Annotated in this window: 9 protein-coding genes and 8 pseudogenes; 9 read left to right on the top strand and 8 right to left on the bottom strand. The window is 60.6% G+C overall.

The window, feature by feature from the left end; translation table 11 throughout:
• Positions 1–258: 258 nt before the first annotated feature.
• Positions 259–483, bottom strand: a pseudogene (locus tag DID99_RS34585) (IS3 family transposase); the annotation flags it as partial.
• 4 nt (positions 484–487) lie between these two features.
• On the opposite strand from DID99_RS34585, the pseudogene DID99_RS34590 reads away from it, so the two are divergent.
• A pseudogene (locus DID99_RS34590) lies at positions 488–847 on the top strand (Tn3 family transposase); the annotation flags it as partial.
• Between the two features lie 78 nt (positions 848–925).
• On the opposite strand, the gene DID99_RS34595 reads toward DID99_RS34590, so the two are convergent.
• Positions 926–2,227: a site-specific integrase gene (locus tag DID99_RS34595; protein WP_124668539.1), complete on the bottom strand. Its 1,302-nt coding sequence runs from the start codon at positions 2,225–2,227 to the stop codon at positions 926–928.
• A gap of 110 nt (positions 2,228–2,337) precedes the next feature.
• Between DID99_RS34595 and DID99_RS34600 the strand changes: the two genes are divergently transcribed.
• The 6 genes and pseudogenes from DID99_RS34600 to DID99_RS34625 all read left to right on the top strand — a co-directional run.
• The gene (locus DID99_RS34600) at positions 2,338–4,776 is read left to right on the top strand and encodes a TOTE conflict system archaeo-eukaryotic primase domain-containing protein (protein ID WP_311767510.1); all 2,439 of its coding nucleotides are present in this window, start codon (positions 2,338–2,340) and stop codon (positions 4,774–4,776) included.
• A gap of 183 nt (positions 4,777–4,959) precedes the next feature.
• On the top strand, positions 4,960–5,952 hold the full coding sequence (locus tag DID99_RS34605) for a DNA-binding protein (protein ID WP_124668540.1): 993 nt from the start codon (positions 4,960–4,962) through the stop codon (positions 5,950–5,952).
• 173 nt (positions 5,953–6,125) lie between these two features.
• Positions 6,126–7,331 (top strand): hypothetical protein, encoded by a 1,206-nt coding sequence (locus DID99_RS34610; RefSeq protein ID WP_124668541.1) that lies wholly within the window; start codon positions 6,126–6,128, stop codon positions 7,329–7,331.
• Between the two features lie 86 nt (positions 7,332–7,417).
• Positions 7,418–8,566 carry a hypothetical protein gene (locus DID99_RS34615; RefSeq protein ID WP_124668542.1) on the top strand — a complete coding sequence of 383 codons (1,149 nt, stop codon included), beginning with the start codon at positions 7,418–7,420 and terminating at the stop codon, positions 8,564–8,566.
• Positions 8,567–8,809: 243 nt separating this feature from the next.
• A pseudogene (locus DID99_RS34620) lies at positions 8,810–9,010 on the top strand (IS256 family transposase); the annotation flags it as partial.
• 88 nt (positions 9,011–9,098) lie between these two features.
• A pseudogene (locus DID99_RS34625) lies at positions 9,099–9,547 on the top strand (transposase); the annotation flags it as partial.
• Here the strand turns inward: DID99_RS34625 and DID99_RS34630 are convergent.
• The 5 genes and pseudogenes from DID99_RS34630 to DID99_RS34650 all read right to left on the bottom strand — a co-directional run.
• A pseudogene (locus DID99_RS34630) lies at positions 9,510–10,171 on the bottom strand (transposase); the annotation flags it as partial. The pseudogenes DID99_RS34625 and DID99_RS34630 overlap by 38 nt on opposite strands.
• Positions 10,172–10,477: 306 nt before the next feature.
• Positions 10,478–10,687: pseudogene (locus DID99_RS34635) on the bottom strand (IS110 family transposase); the annotation flags it as partial.
• Positions 10,688–10,972: 285 nt separating this feature from the next.
• Positions 10,973–12,103, bottom strand: coding sequence for an IS110 family transposase (locus DID99_RS34640; RefSeq protein WP_124668543.1), 1,131 nt, complete (start codon positions 12,101–12,103; stop codon positions 10,973–10,975).
• Positions 12,104–12,232: 129 nt separating this feature from the next.
• Positions 12,233–13,033, bottom strand: a pseudogene (locus DID99_RS34645) (IS110 family transposase); the annotation flags it as partial.
• Positions 13,034–13,248: 215 nt separating this feature from the next.
• Positions 13,249–14,715: an ISNCY family transposase gene (locus DID99_RS34650; RefSeq protein WP_124668544.1), complete on the bottom strand. Its 1,467-nt coding sequence runs from the start codon at positions 14,713–14,715 to the stop codon at positions 13,249–13,251.
• Positions 14,716–15,088: 373 nt separating this feature from the next.
• Between DID99_RS34650 and DID99_RS34660 the strand changes: the two genes are divergently transcribed.
• Entirely contained in the window at positions 15,089–15,415 is a 327-nt protein-coding gene (locus DID99_RS34660; RefSeq protein ID WP_124668545.1) for an H-NS family nucleoid-associated regulatory protein, read from the top strand.
• 916 nt (positions 15,416–16,331) lie between these two features.
• Here DID99_RS34660 and DID99_RS34665 read toward each other — a convergent pair.
• Positions 16,332–16,703: pseudogene (locus tag DID99_RS34665) on the bottom strand (DDE-type integrase/transposase/recombinase); the annotation flags it as partial.
• A gap of 45 nt (positions 16,704–16,748) precedes the next feature.
• Between DID99_RS34665 and DID99_RS34670 the strand changes: the two are divergent.
• Positions 16,749–16,879: transposase (locus DID99_RS34670; protein ID WP_148094689.1), on the top strand; the 131-nt coding region annotated here is incomplete at its 3' end.

Below are 16,879 nucleotides of genomic sequence, written 5' to 3' on the forward strand. Positions count from 1 at the left end.
GGTGCAGCTGTCGCAGGTCCACGTTTGAGATTCATCGAGGGGAAGCTTGTGAGAGACCGGTATGACTACGGTTCAGCGCCCTTCGTCTCAGCTCAGCGATGAGGCGAATCAACTGCTGGATACTTGCGAAGGGCTCGTGCAGCTGGCGAGACCGGCGTCAGTGCGACGCTTCATGCTGTGCTCGAGCCGTATGCGGGGAAAGCTCGCACGTACGGTTCTTCGGGGGCCGCGTTTCCGCAAGGAAACGTGGCTACCCAATTCGCCGGTCCTGACGAAGGTGATGTCGCTTACCCAGGCCTGATTGGGCTGCCAGCGGTCGAAACGCCGATCCAACAGATTCGGCGCCACCGGCAGGCGATGCGTCGAATCCGTGGTCACTCGATACGGACGCTTGTAGACCGGGCGCAACCCCTGGCGTTGCAGGCTGCGACGCACGCGTTCGGCGCTCGCCGGCCGCCCCTGAGCACGCAGTTGCCGCAACGTGGCGTTCCGCCGGGAGCTGCATGCGCTGCTGAATCGCGGCGAGTCGGTCCACCAGCTTCAGCGCGCGATCTACACCGGCAGAGTGGCCCCCGAGCGCGGTCGACGTCGCGATGAAATGATCGCGATCTCGGGGTCGTTGACGTTGCTGACGAACCTCGTGATCGCGTGGAACACGCAACGCATGCAGGCGACGGTCGACGGCTGGCGACGCAAAGGACGACAGGTCGACGACGAGTGGTTGCGCCGGATGGGGCCTGCGCATTTTGCGCACGTGAACTTCAGGGGCACATTGAGCTTTCCCATCGACCAATACAGCGACGTCCTGCTGGAAGCCGCGCCCTGGCAACGAGGTACGGGATCATGAGGCGTGCTGGATAGAGACGGACGGCGTATCGGTACCGTTGGCGGACTGGCGTCCGTCCGATGAAGTCGACGAGCGCGATCAGCGCCAATACCGGTCTGCGACAGGATCGTGCAGCACCGCTTCTGCAATGCAGTCACACATCTCCGCGGTAAAATGGATTTCGCCGAGCAGTTCCTCGATCGCCGCCTCCAGTTCGGCTCCGTATGCAAACGACATGGTGATCTCGTATCGCGTGCGCTGCCGGCTGACGCATCGTATCTCATACAGGGTATGACAGAAATCTTCGATCCAGCGGCGCGCCTTGGACATGCCTCGCACGAATTTGCTGTTGCGCTCGATGACCAGGTGCAGGCTCAGATGCGTTTGCGGCGTCGATGTCGTTACCTCGTCCGCCAACGACTGCGTCTTCGCAGGTTCGGCGATCGCGGGCTGTGTGGGTGCCGGTGGTGGCATCATTGTGAGTGCCGACTCGATACGATGTTGTGCGAACGGATCGGGCGCGTCGATGTAGCGCATTGCCGAACGCACATCTTTCCAGCCAACATACTCCATCAGCATTTTCAGATCCCAGCCGTTCGAGTTGGCCCAAGTCGCAAAGCCTCGTCGCAACGAGTGGCTGCTGTAACTATTGGGCGTGGGTAGTCCAGCCTCGCGAAACAGCGTGCGCAACAAGGGAACAAAGCTGCCAGCATGCAACCCTTCGTCGCTCACGTTTCCCCAGCGGTCGACGCTGCGGAACACGAACCCCTCGGTCAGGCCAGAGGTGGCAATCCAAGCTTCATAGGCGGCCACCGGGCATAGCCGCGACAGAGCGGGCGCCTTGAACGTCGTGCCAAGCTGTGCGCGATCGCCTTTCGTGCGCGGCAGGAACAACGTCATGCCGCGGCCCGCCTCGACGGTCACGTGCTCGATCCGTAATCGACTGAGTTCATCCGAACGAAAACCACGCCAGAAACCCAGTAGCACCAGCGCTCGGTTGCGAACATTCGCGAGGTGGCTTCGCTCGTCTGCGACCTGGTCGATCTGCCCATCAAGCCAGGCGGTAAGCTTTTCGAGGTGCGCGAGCTGCATCGGTCTGGCGCGCTTCTCGGTCGCAGGATGCAGCGCCGCGATCCCCTTGAGTACCTTTCGCACGTGCGGCGTCTTCGTCGGATCTGCGAAACCCTGCGTCTGATGCCATTGTGCGAGTGCTGCCAGGCGCGCCCGCAGCGTATTGACCGACAGGGTTTCCGCGTGGTCGGCAAGGTACCGCGCGATGGCATCAGCGCTCGCCGGAAGGAAGCCGCCCCATTCAACCTCGAAATGCCGGATTGCCGACTGGTAACTGCGACGGGTATTTTCGCGCGTCGCGGCTTCTACGTAGCGATCGGTAGCAGACATGGCTCGTGGGTACAATCGGGCAATCAATATCGGAGATGATGATATGCAACAACGATCATGTGCGCCAGTCGGATTGCGAGACGGGGAATGCGGTTTCGACCGATGAAGCGATGAACGAAGGCAAGCCGTCACATCCGGGCTGGGAAAATTTCACACGCGAAGAGCTGCTCGCCGAGCTCACCCGTCTGCATACTGAAAATGTCCGACTTACCGCCTTGCTGCCGACAACCGTGCCGACGCCGGATAAGTCCGTGCCAGCAGTCCGACGCGTACTGTCACCAGCGGGGCGGAACACAAGCGCTCCTATACTTTCGCCAGACCAGAAAGTGCAACTCTTCCGGCGGCTGTTTCGTGGCCGCACGGATGTCTATCCGCTTCGCTGGGAAAGCCGCAATTCCGGGAAGTCGGGCTACGCGCCAGCCTGCGCGAATGAATGGCGAACAGGTATTTGCGACAAGCCCCGCATCCGCTGCGCGGACTGCGGGCATCGCGTGCTGTTGCCACTGGAGGATCAGGTCATCTACGCACACCTGGCCGGCGATCATACGGTGGGCCTCTACCCACTGATGCCAGACAGCACCTGCTACCTGCTCGCCGTCGATTTCGACGAGGAGGGCTGGCGTGAAGATGCGATGGCCTTCCGGCAGTCGTGTGAAGAGCTGGGCGTGCCCGTTTCGCTCGAGATTTCACGCTCGGGCAACGGCGCGCATGTGTGGATCTTCTTCTCGTCGGCCGTCACCGCGCGCGAGGCGCGACGAATGGGGGCGGCCATCATTAGTCACACCTGCGCCCGGACCCGGCAGCTTGAGTTGTCGTCTTACGACCGGCTCTTTCCGAACCAAGACGTGCTCCCCAAAGGCGGCTTCGGCAACCTGATCGCGCTGCCACTGCAGAAACAGCCGCGCGAGCGCGAATGCAGTGTGTTTGTAGACGAGCGCTTCGAGCCCTATGCCGACCAGTGGGCGTATCTGGCCGCCATCCAGATGATGGACGGGCGCGACATCGGGGGCGTGATTTTCCGTGCTACGGGCGGCGCCCATCCGCTCGACGTTGCGTTCATCGCCGAAGAGGACCAGGTCGAGCCGTGGAAGCCACCTCCCGCGCTGCCGAAACGATTGGCCGGACCAATGCCGGCATCGCTCACGCTGACGCTCGCGAACCAGCTCTATTTCGAGAAAGAACAGCTTCCCCAGGCGCTGCTCAATCGTCTCATCCGACTGGCAGCCTTCCAGAATCCGGAGTTCTACCGAGCCCAGGCACGCGGTTTCAGCGTATGGGACAAGCCGCGTATCATTGGCCGAGCCGAAAATTGTCCGCGCCATATCGCGTTGCCGCGGGGTTGCCTCGACGACGTCATGACTCTGCTGCGCGATAACGACATCGCCTGCGACCTCCGCGACGCGCGTTGCGCTGGCGAGCCGATCGTCGTGTCGTTCGCGGGTACGTTGCGCGATGACCAGCAGACCGCCGTGGCCGACCTGCTGCGACATGACACCGGCATCCTGCATGCGCCTACGGCATTTGGAAAGACCGTGACGGCGGCCGCGATGATTGCCCAGCGCGGCGTCAACACGCTCGTGCTCGTGCATCGCCGGGAGCTACTTGATCAGTGGCGCGAACGCCTGCAGTCGTTTCTCGGGCTCGATCCGCGGGCGATCGGCACGATCGGCGGCGGCAAGTCGAAAGCGACCGATCAGATCGATGTCGCGATGCTGCAGTCGGTGGCACCCGACGGTACTCGTGGCGAGCTGTTGCGGCGTTATGGCCAGGTCATCGTCGACGAATGTCACCACGTCTCTGCGGATTCCTTCGATGCGGTCCTCAAGGCCGTTCAGGCGCGCTACGTGCTGGGCCTGACCGCGACACCGGTGCGGCGCGACAGCCAGCAACCGGTGATGTTCATGCTGTGCGGGCCGATCCGACATGCAGCGCGGCTGCCAGCCAATGCGCCGCAGTCGCTTGAGGTCTTCCCGCAACGACTTACTGCTGCGGTGGATGTCGCGGACGACGCGCCGATCCAGGCGGTGTTCGCACATCTCGCACAGGACGCGCCGCGCTCGCAGATGATCGCAGCGGCCGTCCGTGAACAGTACGGACAAGGGCGTAACGTGCTGGTACTCACCGAGCGGATGGACCACCTCGAAAGCCTGCAGCAGATGCTGAAAGGCACGGTGCAATCGCTGTTCGTGCTGCACGGACGGCTCGGCAGAAAGGCGCGCGCCACCCAGTTGGCAGCCCTTGACGCGCTGGCCGGTGACGCGCCCCGCGTCGTGCTCGCAACTGGCAGGCTGGTCGGGGAAGGTTTCGACCACCCGGCGCTGGATACGTTGGTGCTGGCGATGCCGGTCGCATGGAAAGGCACCCTGCAACAGTACGCCGGCCGGCTTCACCGCGAGCATGCAGGTAAAACTGGCGTGCGGGTGCTCGATTACGTAGACGGCGGGCATCCAGTGCTCCTGCGCATGTGGGACAAGCGCCAGCGCGGCTATCGGGCGATGGGCTACCAGGTGTGCGTGCCTGGACAGGAGCTCCAGCTGACGCTTGCCTGAAATCGCGCAGCCAATCTCCTTTTTGTACCGTTCCCGGCTCCTGGAAGCTGTTTTCGGGGCATCACATTGAATAACCCACCTTTATCGCATATGAAAAATCCCAATTTCACACCATGCTTGACCTATTGTATTGGTACGTATATACATAGTATGTAATACAGTACGATATTCGAAGGAGGTCCCATGGCTCGCGCCGGCCTAACCCGTGTGGACGTCAAGCGTGCGCGCGATTCGCTGATCGCGCAGGGGCAGCACGCGTCGATCGACGCGATACGTATCGCGCTCGGCAACACGGGCTCGAAAACCACCATCCACCGGTACCTGAAAGAACTCGAGGAAGAGGACGGCACATCGCTGGCACGCGCGGTGGCGCTGTCCGACGCGATCCAGGATCTGGTGGTCCGGCTCGCGGCCCGCCTGCACGAGGAGGCACAAGCCCTCGTCGATCAGCAGGTCGCCGCTGCGGCCGCGCAGCGCCAGCAGGCGCAGTCTGAAATCGCAAAGCTCGGCGCTGAGTTGGGCGCGGTGCGGGAGCAACTCTCTGGCGCGACCGTCACCCTTTCCGCGGAGCAGGACGCGCACGCCGGGACCCGCCTAGCGCTGCATCAGCGCGACCTGGACGTCGAGCGGCTCACCCAGCAGGTACGCGACCAGACCGAGCGTCTTGCCGAACAGGAAGGCTTTCGCCTGTCGCTCGAGGCAAAGCTCGCGCATGCGCGTGATTCCCTTGAGCATTTCCGTACGGCCGCGCGCGAGCAGCGCGAGCAGGAAGTGCGTCGACACGAGCAGCAGGTACAGCAGGTGCAGGCTGAGTTACGCCAGGCGAACCAGACGGCCATCGTCCGGCAGAACGAGATCACTCAGCTGAACCGGGACAACGCTCGGCTCGTCGCCGAAGCGACGGCCACGACCAGGCTCGCACGCGATCAGCAGGCACATGGCGAGGCGTTGCAGTCCGCCCTCAATCGTGCCCTTACCGATCGAGCGCGCGCCAAGGCCGAGCGCGACGCAGTGCAAGCGGCAGCCGATGCGCGGTCAGCCGAGCTGCTCCAGGTACGCGAGGCTCGTGACTCGCTCAACGCGGACCTCACGAAGCTGGCCGCGCAGATCGAAGCGCAGCAGCAGCTCCTGGTGGACTACCGGATGCGGCTGGGCGTCGCGGGCGCGGCGGCCTGAAAGCGCAGCATCGCGTGCCGAAAAGACGTCACAATGGCAACGCGCACGCCTTTCTGCGTTTGCCATGAAGCATTCTGGCTTTCGCGTCGGCCCGCAGTTTCCGGGCTCCGCCGGGTCGCGCGCCAGCACATTCACCTTCTTGTCTTCCATGCGCTTCGCTACGGGAATTTGGCATGAGCGAATACCAATACTACGAGTTTGCATGCGTCGACCAGCTGCTTACGGCGATCCAGCAGGCAGAGTTGCGCAGTTTCTCCACGCGGGCCACGATCACCGCCTCAAGCTTCGTCAACGAATATCACTGGGGAAACCTCAAGGGCGACCCGCTCGAGTGGGTACAGCAATATTTCGACGCACACGTCTACTCTTCCAACTGGGGGAACTGCCGCCTGCTTCTTCGCCTGCCACACGGGACGTTTGACGCGGAGACCATCCGCGATTACATCAAAGCTGGACGAAAGAGGCGCTCCCATTTCGAGAAAGCATTCGAGGCCATGGACGTCGATGACTGGTGCATCCTCGACTGGTCGTTCAATGATGATTCGGGCGAACACTCCCGCTTCTCGGAAGAGATGGATGGTGCGGGGTGGATGGCGCGCCTGCTGCCTGTACGCGACGAGCTGCTCGGCGGCGATGCTCGCCCGCTTTATCTTGGGTGGCTTGCTCGACTCGGGAATGGTGAATTACGCGATGACGAAATCGAACCGCCGGTGCCTGCGGGATTACAGGCGTTGACGCCCGCGCAGGTAGCACTGGCCGAGTTTCTGATGCTGGATGCGGATTGGCTCGCCGCCGCCGCCGAGGCCAGCCCGTCATTATTGGCCTCAGTATCCAGCGGGAGCGAAGATAGTCGCTTTGATCCCTGGTTACGTGAGTTGCCGGTTGATGAAATGCGGGTGAAACTGCGCATGCTGCTACAAGGACGCAGCCGTGAAGCTGAGAGAACGCTTCGAAACGCATTTCTCAAGTGGGATAAAGGAAGGACTGTAAAGCAATTGGATTTACCAAGGCGCCGTCGAATATCCGAAATCGAATCACAGGTCGCCTCACATCGTGCCATCCGTGAAAGAAGGGAGCAGGAAGCACGTCAGGCGGCCGAGGCCCGCCGTCGGGAAGAACGCACGCGGTACCTCACATCACTTCTCGAACAGGAAGACACGGCGTGGTCAAGCATAGATGCACAACTTCGGCGCACAACGGGCAGCGCCTACGATCAAGCATTCCAGAAGTTGCAGGATCTCGCCGAAGCGTATGCAAACGCCAGGCGGGATGCCGTATTCCGGCGTCGCTTGGCGCAATTGATGTCGAGTCACGGCAAGCGGGGAGCCTGGCTTGCCCGGCTGCAAAAAGCGGGGTATTTGTGGCAACCCAAGTCGTAGCCTCCTTGGCCGGACCTGCAGAATCATTTCCGCAAATCTGAAATTACCCAACTGAACAAGAACAAGCCCGACTCTCCGGCAAGCTTGTGTCGCTTCCGGAAGCCCAGCGCTACGCGGCCTTCACGGTTCTGTTGACCGCGATCACGGCGATACCGGAAGAACAACGGGGCGAGCCGCTGGCCAAACTCGCCGGCGTGCTCTACCACCTTCCGCAGGCCCAGCGCGACGCGGCCTTCCCGACTCTGTTGGCCGCGATCACGGCGCTACCGAAAGCGCAACAGGGCGTTCCGCTGGCCCGACTCTGCGAGCTCGAGCGGCTTCCGGAAGCCCAGCGCGGCGCGGCCTTCACGGTTCTGTTGACCGCGTTCACGGCGATACCGGAAGAACAACGTGGCGAGCCGCTGGCCGAACTCGCCAGCGCGATCTATCACCTTCCGCAGGCCCAGTGCGACGCGGCCTTCACGGCTCTGTTTGCAGCGATCACGGCGATACCGGAAGAACAGCGGGGCGAGCCGCTGGCCAAACTCGCCGGCGTGCTCTACCACCTTCCGCAGGCCCGGCGCGAGGCGGCCTTCACGACTCTGTTGGCCGCGATCAAGGCGCTACCGAAAGCGCAACAGGGCGTTCCGCTGGCCCGACTCTCCGGCAAGCTTGTGTCGCTTCCGAAAGCCCAGCGCGACGCGGCCTTCACGGTTCTGTTGGCCGCGATCACGGCGCTACCGGAAGAACAACGGGGCGAGCCGCTGGCCAGACTCGCCGGCACGCTTTACAACCTTCCGCAGGCCCGGTGCGAGGCGGCCTTCATGGCCCTGTTGGCCGCGATCAAGGCGCTACCGAAAGCGCAACAGAGCGTTCCGCTGGCCCGACTCTCCAGCATGCTTGGGGTGCTTCCGGAAGCCCAGCGCTACGCGGCCTTCACGGTTCTGTTGACCGCGATCAAGGCGCTACCAAAAGCACAACAGGGCGAGCCGCTGGCCAAACTCGCCAGCGTGCTCGACCACCTTCCGCAGCTCCAGCGCTACGCGGCCTTCACGGTTCTGTTGACCGCGATCACGGCGATACCGGAAGAACAACGGAGCGAGCCGCTGGCCGAACTCGCCGGCCCGCTCTACCGGCTTCCGCAGGCCCGGTGCGAGGCGGCCTTCACGGCTCTGTTTGCAGCGATCACGGCGATACCGGAAGAACAACGGGGCGAGCCGCTGGCCATACTCCTCGGGAACAGTACAATCCGCTGAAAAGGCTCTGTGGCGTGCTCGGGAACCTTCCGGAGGCCCGGCGTGAGGCGACCTTCACGGCTCTGTTGGCCGCAATCACGGCGCTATCGGAATGGACACAGCGCGATCTGCTGGAAAGCCTCCCTGGAGCTAATCTCGGATCTGGTGTACGGCAGTAGGCGGGGAGCATGAAGAAGGCGGTGGCGGTTGACTGAGAATGTTGCTTTCTCACGGTAGCAAGCTCAGCAACCGAACTCCGCCACCATGGCGAAACGTACGCAGGAATCGAACAACAATCAAGCAGCAGCAACGGAATTGAAGGGCTCGCTTGGGCTGGGCGATTTGATCCAGCAAGGCGCGCGGCAAATCATCCAACAGGCGATCGAGGCGGAATTGATGGCATTTCTCGAACGGTACTCGAATGTAAAGACACTGGAGGGACAGCGAGCGGTCGTGCGCAACGGCTAAAAAGCTCTAACAAAATGAGTTGTGGGGACTGCTAACCCGCCGCACGCTCTGTTAACCTCTTCGTTGTTTCGCTGACGAGGAGGCCATGGCAAAACCGATACTCGATGACGAATTGTGGTCACTGATTCAACCGTTGCAGCCACCACCAAAGCCGCGTCGGACGCGATACCCGGGGCGCAAGCCGCTGGACGATCGCGCCGTGTTGACCGGAATCTTGTTCGTGCTGCAATCCGTCCTTCCCTGGGAAATGCTTCCGCAGGAAATGGGCTGCGGTTCAGGCATGAGCTGCTGGCGCAGGCTACGCGATTGGCAGCACGCGGGCGTCTGGGATCGACTGCAGGAGGTGCTGCTGGCCAAGCTTCGCGCGGCCGATCGCATCGATTGGTCGCGCGTGGTCATCGATTCGTCCTCCATTCGTGCAGTGGGATCGGGTCAAAAACAGGACCCAATCCCACCGATCGGGCACGACCCGGTTCAAAGCACCACCTCGTGACTGAAGCTCCGTCTTCTCCCGATTCGTCAGGAGTTGCGGGTCGACGCCCAGGCCTTCAGGATGTCATGTTCGATCTGGAGCTTCCGAATGTATCGTCGGAGTGATTCGACCTGCTGCTCCAGCGTCGCCTGCTCGGAGGTCTGCGGCGGATCGTTGCGGCGTGTCATGGTTGAAACAGCCTCGTGACCGAGTAACCGATTTCTCCAGTTGTACAACGTTGGACGGCTCACGCCAATCTTTTTAGCGACTTCCTCAGCGCTTTCTCGTCGAGTACACAGATCGATGACCGCTGTCTGCCTGAACTCTGGTGCGTACCGAATACCCGAAGTCTTCCCGAGAGCGCGTTTCTTCCGTTCAGGATGCAGTTCGTCGAGCCACGCGACGAGCGTCCCGCGTCCCGGATATCCCAAGGCCCTTGTCGTTGCTGCCAGACACTGACCATGGCTTAGATAGTGGTCAGTGGCCGCCGTTTTTTGTTCTGCCGAATAGCGCGGCCTCAAGCAAATACGTTCCCTCGGCAGATCGAGGCCTCGCTGGTACGTGTGATACCAACGTTCGAGAGTTTTCGTTGTGGGATAGCCTAATTGACGAACGGTCGCGGTAAGGCGCTTTCCAAGCTTCAAGTAGAGCTTGACCGCTCGGATACGGTCTTCGTACGAATACATGGACTAGCTCCTGATAGTCCAAGAATTCCGCCGCACCCCCGAACACGACATTTCTTATATGGTCGCCTCCCATTTGCAAGGTGATTTTTGATCGTAGCGAGGAGGGTGGTTGCGGACTTATATCCGGACTCGATCGCAGGACGTGCCTGCCGGCCCCGATGGATTTCGCCGCAAGGTTCCTAATCTAAATAGCGGACTCGAGGTCCGAGAAATGTCTCAGGCTTGCTCTTGCGCGGTCCAACCCGTCTTGCCATCTTTCAGCATCACCTGTGCAACCGTGGATGGGTTAAAGGGATTGAAGCTTGACTACTGCGACGGTGCTGCCTCATACGTTCGGCCATACGCCAGCAGCGCCCAGATTGTTCGCGCCATCTTGTTTGCGAGTGCAACAGCAACGACGTTCGTTGGTCGTCGGGACAGCATCTGACGCAAACGCTCCGGCAAGTGCTTTGAGCTCGAGATGACCGATCGCGCGCCGTGGATCAGCAGCGTCCGCAAATAAACGTCACCGCGTTGATATGACTCCCGATGTCAATCCGGATCGGTTTTCAAGATCTACTCCGTGGTTAGAGCAAATTTCCTGAGGGCGGCGCAGCAGTAAATCACGACGGTGGATCAAGCTGATATTCGCGGGTTGGTTACCGCATTACAGAGGTCCGTCTCATGAGCCTGCCGCTTCCTTACTACGCAAGTCGACTGATGTCGTTGCCAAACGCGGTCGCGGGCTACTCGAATACCGGGCTGCGCCGCCTTCAGGAAACTTCCGGTGGTGGTTGGATTTTCGTCGGCTACGTCCTCCATTTATGCGGCTTGTTCGCTTTGCGGTGCAGCCAGAGTCATCCCCAGTCGACCAACGTCCCAGATGAAGGCGGCCAGCTCGCGTGCGACCGCGATGATGGCAACGTGTGCGGTCTTCCCTCTGGCGACGAGCTTACGATATCGTCGGCACAGCCTCAGCTGCGCGTCCCAGGCGCGATCGATGATCGGTTTGGGTAGACCTTCATGCCGGCGCTGGATATCGATGCTCACGCGTGCCGGATGACGATAGCTCCAGGCGGATTCAACCAGCAGCTTACGTGCGTAGCTGTTGCCGGTCTTGGTAATGCTACCTTGGCGTCGTTTCCCGCCCGAGGAATGCTCCGAAGGCGTCACGCCAATCCAAGCCATCAGTTGCCGCGGATGTTCGAAACGCGTGAGGTCACCCAGTTCAGACACCAGGCCGATTGCCGACGTGAAGTTGATTCCGCGCATCGCTTGCAAAGCCAGTACGACTGGATAGAACCGCCAACTAATGACGGCTTCACGCAAAGCCAGTTCCAGCCGCTCGCATTGCGCGAGCCGGTCCTCAATCGAGCGCCGATGTTCGTTGAACGCCAATTGCTGCCAGGCGCTGTCGAACGAGAACGTACTTAACCAGCGCCTGTGTGTCGGCCCCCAGTTGGGACGGCCGAGATAGTGGATGCCGTGGGCCAGCAGAAAAGATTTGAGCCTGCAGCGTGCTGCCTTCAGGTCTTCCCTGGCAGCCGACCACGCGCGGGCCAGGTCGCGGAACGCTTCATCTTCAACCGTCGGCACATGCACGGCTGACAGATCGCCGGCACGCAGCGAGCGCACCAGCTTGATCGCGTCGCGGCGGTCTGTCTTGACGCGATCACCCGGCTTGCGTGGAATGAGCGATGGTGCGCAGACCATGCAGTCAAAACCTTTATCGACCAGCCGTCGGTACAGGCTGTACCCGCACGGACCCGCTTCATAGACAAAGCAGATGTGCCGCGCCTTCTGCTGCAGCCGCTTGCACAACCGGTCGACATCAATCTGCATCGTGCCGACCTTACCGAACAGTTCCACGTCGCTCATCCCGACAGCATAGGCGACTGTGATCGAATCCTTGTGGACATCCAGGCCCACATACAGCGTGCTATCGTGTTCCATGCTGGCCTCCGCGGCGGAATACACCGTTGAGTGGCGGTTCCGCCCCCACTCAATGCGGCTCTGGCAGCCATGCTAACCCGCGCATACTTCCCCACGGCGGCCAGCCCTACCGAGCGGGAGTCATACTGACTTGCTGATCCCACCGAGCTTGATTTTGCCTCCCGAGCCGTTTTGCCGCGGCACGAGACCGAGATAGGCGGCAAACTCCCGCCCCGAGCGAAACGTTCTTGCCTGTCCAATGACCGAAACCGCGGCAGTTGCCGTGAGCACGCCCACGCCCGGAATCTCAGAGATGCGCAGGCATGCGTCGTCATTGCGACGCCAATTGAGAATGCGTTGCTCGATCCGAGCAATCTGCTCATCGAGCGCACGGAGTCGCGAAAGCTGATCCTGCAGGCTGTCTAGCAGCATGGCCGGCAACTCGTCGGCCAGTGACGCCAGCGCGGCCTTTGCGGCGTCGACCGATGCACGACGGCCTTGAGGCAACACGACGCCGAACTCGTAGAGCAATCCGCGAAGCTGGTTGACCTGCATGACGCGAATCCGGACCAGTTGCTGGCGTATCCGGTGCATCGCCAGCATGGCCTGCTGGTCTTCGGTCTTAACGGCCACGAACCGCATGCCGGGACGCTGGGCAGCTTCCCAGATCGCCGCGGCGTCAGCCGCATCATTCTTGTTCGACTTCACGAACGGCCGCACAAACTGAGCTGCGATGAGACGCACGTCGTGGCCGAGCCGCGCCAGGACCCGGGCCCAATGATGAGCGCTGCCGCAGGCCTCCATAACGACGCGGCTCGCCGGCCGGTTGGCGAAGAACGGTAGCATCTGGGCACGCTTGAGCACCTTGCTGTGAATCGTGCCGTCCGGGTCCACAAAGTGAATTTGAAAAACGCGCTTGGCTAGATCGATGGCAATGGTCGTGGGTTCCATCTGGTTCTCCTTGGCGGCTGGGCTGCCGAACCAGCAATGTCGCATGCTCTGGACGCGAGATTGCGGCGCCGGACGGCCCATTAAGGCGGGAGGCGACCATTCCATCTAAAAAGCTACTACAACCAATGTCAAAGCCATTCTCAAATGTCCGCGTCTCGGCTAAGTTGAAATGTCCGGGTTTACGGGCTTGAGGCTTGTTTCTCTTGGGTTGCAGATCACGCCGTGTCGAAGAGCGGATCCTGAACGGGCAGGGTGCTTACGCTTGCGTCACGGCCCCTTGCAGACCGACGGCCAGGTTTGCGCGCGGGCTGTTGGATCTGTCTGCGTTCGGCGAGATCCACGATCACTTTCTCGACATCGGTCTGCGTGAACTCACGCTGCTTCTTTTTGTTCGGCTGAGTGGCGCTGCGATTCGTCTTGGTCGAATCGCCTCGATGCGTTCGAGACGGTGCCTTACCGATTCGGCTGTTATCGCGCTGCGCCTGAAGCGCTTGCGCGATCTGCAGCACGTGACTCAGACGCTTGTGTTCGACGATGGCACCTTGATCGATTTCGGCCAGCCGGTCGTACTGCCTGCAGGGCAACACGCGACCCTCTGTTCGGAGTTCGATGCGCCCATCCGGGTACTCCCACACCTCGATCTGCCGGTCGATCAACTTTCGATTCTCCGGCGTGTCCTCCAGCAAGTACATCACCCGGTCGTACTGCACCGTGAGCGACTTCGTCACTTTTCGCGGCTCGCGCCACGTCAGCGTCAACTCAAGGCTCTCGTCGTCCCGCAGTGGCCGGTGAGCGTCGAAACTGCTCTTCGGTGGCTTCGCGAAACGTGCGTTGTAAGCGGCCATGAAGGAGGGTGCATAGGCGTTCGCCTCGGCCACCGTGTTGATCCCGCGCAATCGCATCTCCTTGACCAAGCGATCCTGCAGCGTCAGATGTGCTCGCTCGACTCGCCCCTTGGCCGAACTGCTGTTTGCGCAAAACGTGTCGATGTTCAGCTCGTACATCGCGCGACCGAAGTGCGTCACCCGATTACCAGTCTTGCCTGGCGTTACGTTGCGGAACACGCTGTACTTGTCGCTATAGAACGCCCCCGGCTTGCCGTGGCACTCGATGTACGCGCGCGTCGCCTCGAAGTAGCTGAAGGTCGATTCGGTCTGCGTGAAGTGCAGCATCATCAGCCGACTCGTCGCGTCATCCACATACACCAGCAACGTGCAGGCCGGCGCCCGTTCCTCGAACCACCGATGATCGCTGCCATCGATCTGGATCAGTTCACCCAGGCACGCGCGTCGCGCCCGCGGTTGATAAACCTTCGGTGGCCGCTGCCGGCGCGGCACCCACAGGCCAGCGTCGGTCATCAGCTTCCTGACCGTTTCCTTCGACAACTGCAGCCCGTGGCATTCCCACAGCTTCTCGCAAGCCAGCGTCGGCCCGAAATCGGCGTAGCGCTCACGAATCAGGCTCAAGGCACGGTGCGCCAGATCCTCGGGCAATTGATGGTTGCTGGCGTGGCCACGGCGCTGCGAAATCAGTCCAGCCGGCCCCGCAGCACGATATCGGGTGACCAGCCGTTCAATCTGCCGTCGACTGATCCCGAGCCGCTCCGCGGCTCGCCAAGGCATCAGACGCTGCTCGATCACGGCTTCCACGACCTTCAGACGATCCAACTCCCGCATGCTCATGGTGATCAGTCCAGGTTGGCCCACGATGCGCTCCAGCAGTTCAAACCGCCGCCAGCATGCGCCGAAACCCTCGAACTACGACATTTCAACTTTGCCCAGATGCGACATTACAACTTTGCTCCCACACCAAAACTATCGATAATTTAGCTTATGTAAAATAATAGCTTTCAACTGAGAAATCTCGCCCATGGCAGAATCTGGAGCCGCAATCGAGATCCTGTCGGGCCGCTGTCGATGGTCGCATGTCGCGAAGGCAATCGAACGCGGCCTTCCACGCCATATATAATATGGTCGTTCAGTTAGGGGCTTTCGCTTTCGACTCGGACGTATTCACCTTCCCACGCTATCTTATAAAAGGACACCGTTCATTCTCATGACTACCTATCGTGAACTTAAAGCTCAGGCAGCGGCACTAGCACAGCAAGCGGAAGAAGCGCGACTTGCCGAACTAGACCGCATCATTACGACTATACGCGAACAGATCGAAGAATATGGCATCACGCCTGACCAACTCTTCGGACACCGCCGCGCAGCGGCGTCGAGTAGACGTGCGTCGATCGCGCCGAGGTCGCGCGCGCCAGTCCCTCCAAAGTATCGCGATCCGAAAACCGGCGCGACCTGGAGTGGACGTGGTAAGGCGCCTCGCTGGATTGCGAGCGCGAAGAATCGCGATCGGTTTTTGATTTCCGAAGGTGAGTAAGATACTCCATCGGCGGATCGGGACATAGCTCGGCTCATGCGTTTGGATTGGGGCGAGCGAGTCCAAGTCTCAAATCCCACCACTCCAACCGCCCAGCTCGGGCTTTGCCCGGCCGGTTAGAGTGGTCGACTCGTATTGATTGCGCTCTGACTCACGCTGCGTCGGGCCCAGCAGCGGCGAGGAAGCGCAAGTCGCTGATCGATCCCATCGATCCGGAACGGCCGAACGATAACCTGCCGGTGCAACTCACACGCAGACAAGGACGGTACCGTAGTTTCCACCTCGTCCTGTTCAGCCTCATCTGCTAGTGTATGAATTTTGGCCGTCAGCCTGTATGCGACTCCGGCCGCAGGCGGATGAAATACACCTGACAGCACATTAGCGTTGGCGGTTTGCGCGTAACCCCCGCTTTGCGTATGGGGCTTTTGCCGTTTGCGGACATCCCGGAGCCAGTTTGCAGAGTTCCGCTTTTGCGACGCCCTAGTCTGAGTCTTTGTGCAGTTTCGATTCTCATAGATCCTGGCCGCTTGCTGATGTTTCCGACAGAGTTCCCTGACATTAGGATAGGGTGCCCGTCAGGGTGCAAGTGCGATCGTTTGCATTTACAGATTTGTGCCGATTAGGTCGGTCACCTCTCCTGCCGCCTTCTTCACTATCTCGCCCTGTCGAAACCAGCCCCCATCAGATGACGTCTAGCAAAAACGCCATCTGGTGGGGCACCGAGAATCGAACCCACGCTCAGCACGCCTTTGCGTCAAATGTATTACAGCAATTACTACCTTGCCGCAGCAATCAAAACTCTAACCATACCTTCACTTCGATGCTTTCGAAAATACGGAGGACTTAATATTTTTGCGCCGTGAGCTGTCCTCGATTTTTCGCCTTCCAACGGTTCCGAGGTATGCAGAGCTTTGATTCAGTCCCGAAGGAACCGCTGCGGAGAAATAAAGCCGAGCGACGAACGACGGCAACTGCGGTTGTAAAACACTTCGATGTAATCGAACAGATCGGCCTTCGCGTCCTGATGCGTTCGAGGGCGCGTAGCGTGAACCCGTTCGTTCTTCAAGCTGTTGAAGAAGCTTTCCGTCGGGGCGTTGTCCCAGCAATTTCCCTTGCGACTCATCGAGCAGCGCACGCCGTAGGCGGCCAGTTTGCGCTGGAATTCGTGACTCGCGTACTGGCTGCCCCGAGCCGAGTGGCACAGTGCGCCCGAAGCAGGACGGCGACGAAACCATGCCATCGTCAGTGCGTCCATCACGAGGTCCGCCGTCATGCGCGGCTTGATCGACTAGGGCGTGTTCACACTATGTCTATTTGAGGTTATGCTTCGGAGATGGAAATCTCCGAAGCCCAATTCAAACAGATCGAACACTGCCTGCCACGACAGCGAGGCAATGTGAGCCTGTCGAACCTGCAAGTGCTCAACGCGATCCTCTATGTTGCTGAGCACGGATGTAAATGGCG

The sequence above is a fragment of the Burkholderia sp. Bp8986 genome, assembly GCF_003854225.1.
Taxonomy (GTDB): Bacteria; Pseudomonadota; Gammaproteobacteria; order Burkholderiales; family Burkholderiaceae; genus Burkholderia.

What these genes read in the sequence shown, in the direction of transcription:
- DID99_RS34595 (WP_124668539.1), bottom strand. Translation starts at nt 2,227, where the DNA reads ATGTCTGCTACCGATCGCTACGTAGAAGCCGCGACGCGCGAAAATACC.
- DID99_RS34600 (WP_311767510.1), top strand. Translation starts at nt 2,338, where the DNA reads ATGAACGAAGGCAAGCCGTCACATCCGGGCTGGGAAAATTTCACACGC.
- DID99_RS34605 (WP_124668540.1), top strand. Translation starts at nt 4,960, where the DNA reads ATGGCTCGCGCCGGCCTAACCCGTGTGGACGTCAAGCGTGCGCGCGAT.
- DID99_RS34610 (WP_124668541.1), top strand. Translation starts at nt 6,126, where the DNA reads ATGAGCGAATACCAATACTACGAGTTTGCATGCGTCGACCAGCTGCTT.
- DID99_RS34640 (WP_124668543.1), bottom strand. Translation starts at nt 12,103, where the DNA reads ATGGAACACGATAGCACGCTGTATGTGGGCCTGGATGTCCACAAGGAT.
- DID99_RS34650 (WP_124668544.1), bottom strand. Translation starts at nt 14,715, where the DNA reads ATGAGCATGCGGGAGTTGGATCGTCTGAAGGTCGTGGAAGCCGTGATC.
- DID99_RS34660 (WP_124668545.1), top strand. Translation starts at nt 15,089, where the DNA reads ATGACTACCTATCGTGAACTTAAAGCTCAGGCAGCGGCACTAGCACAG.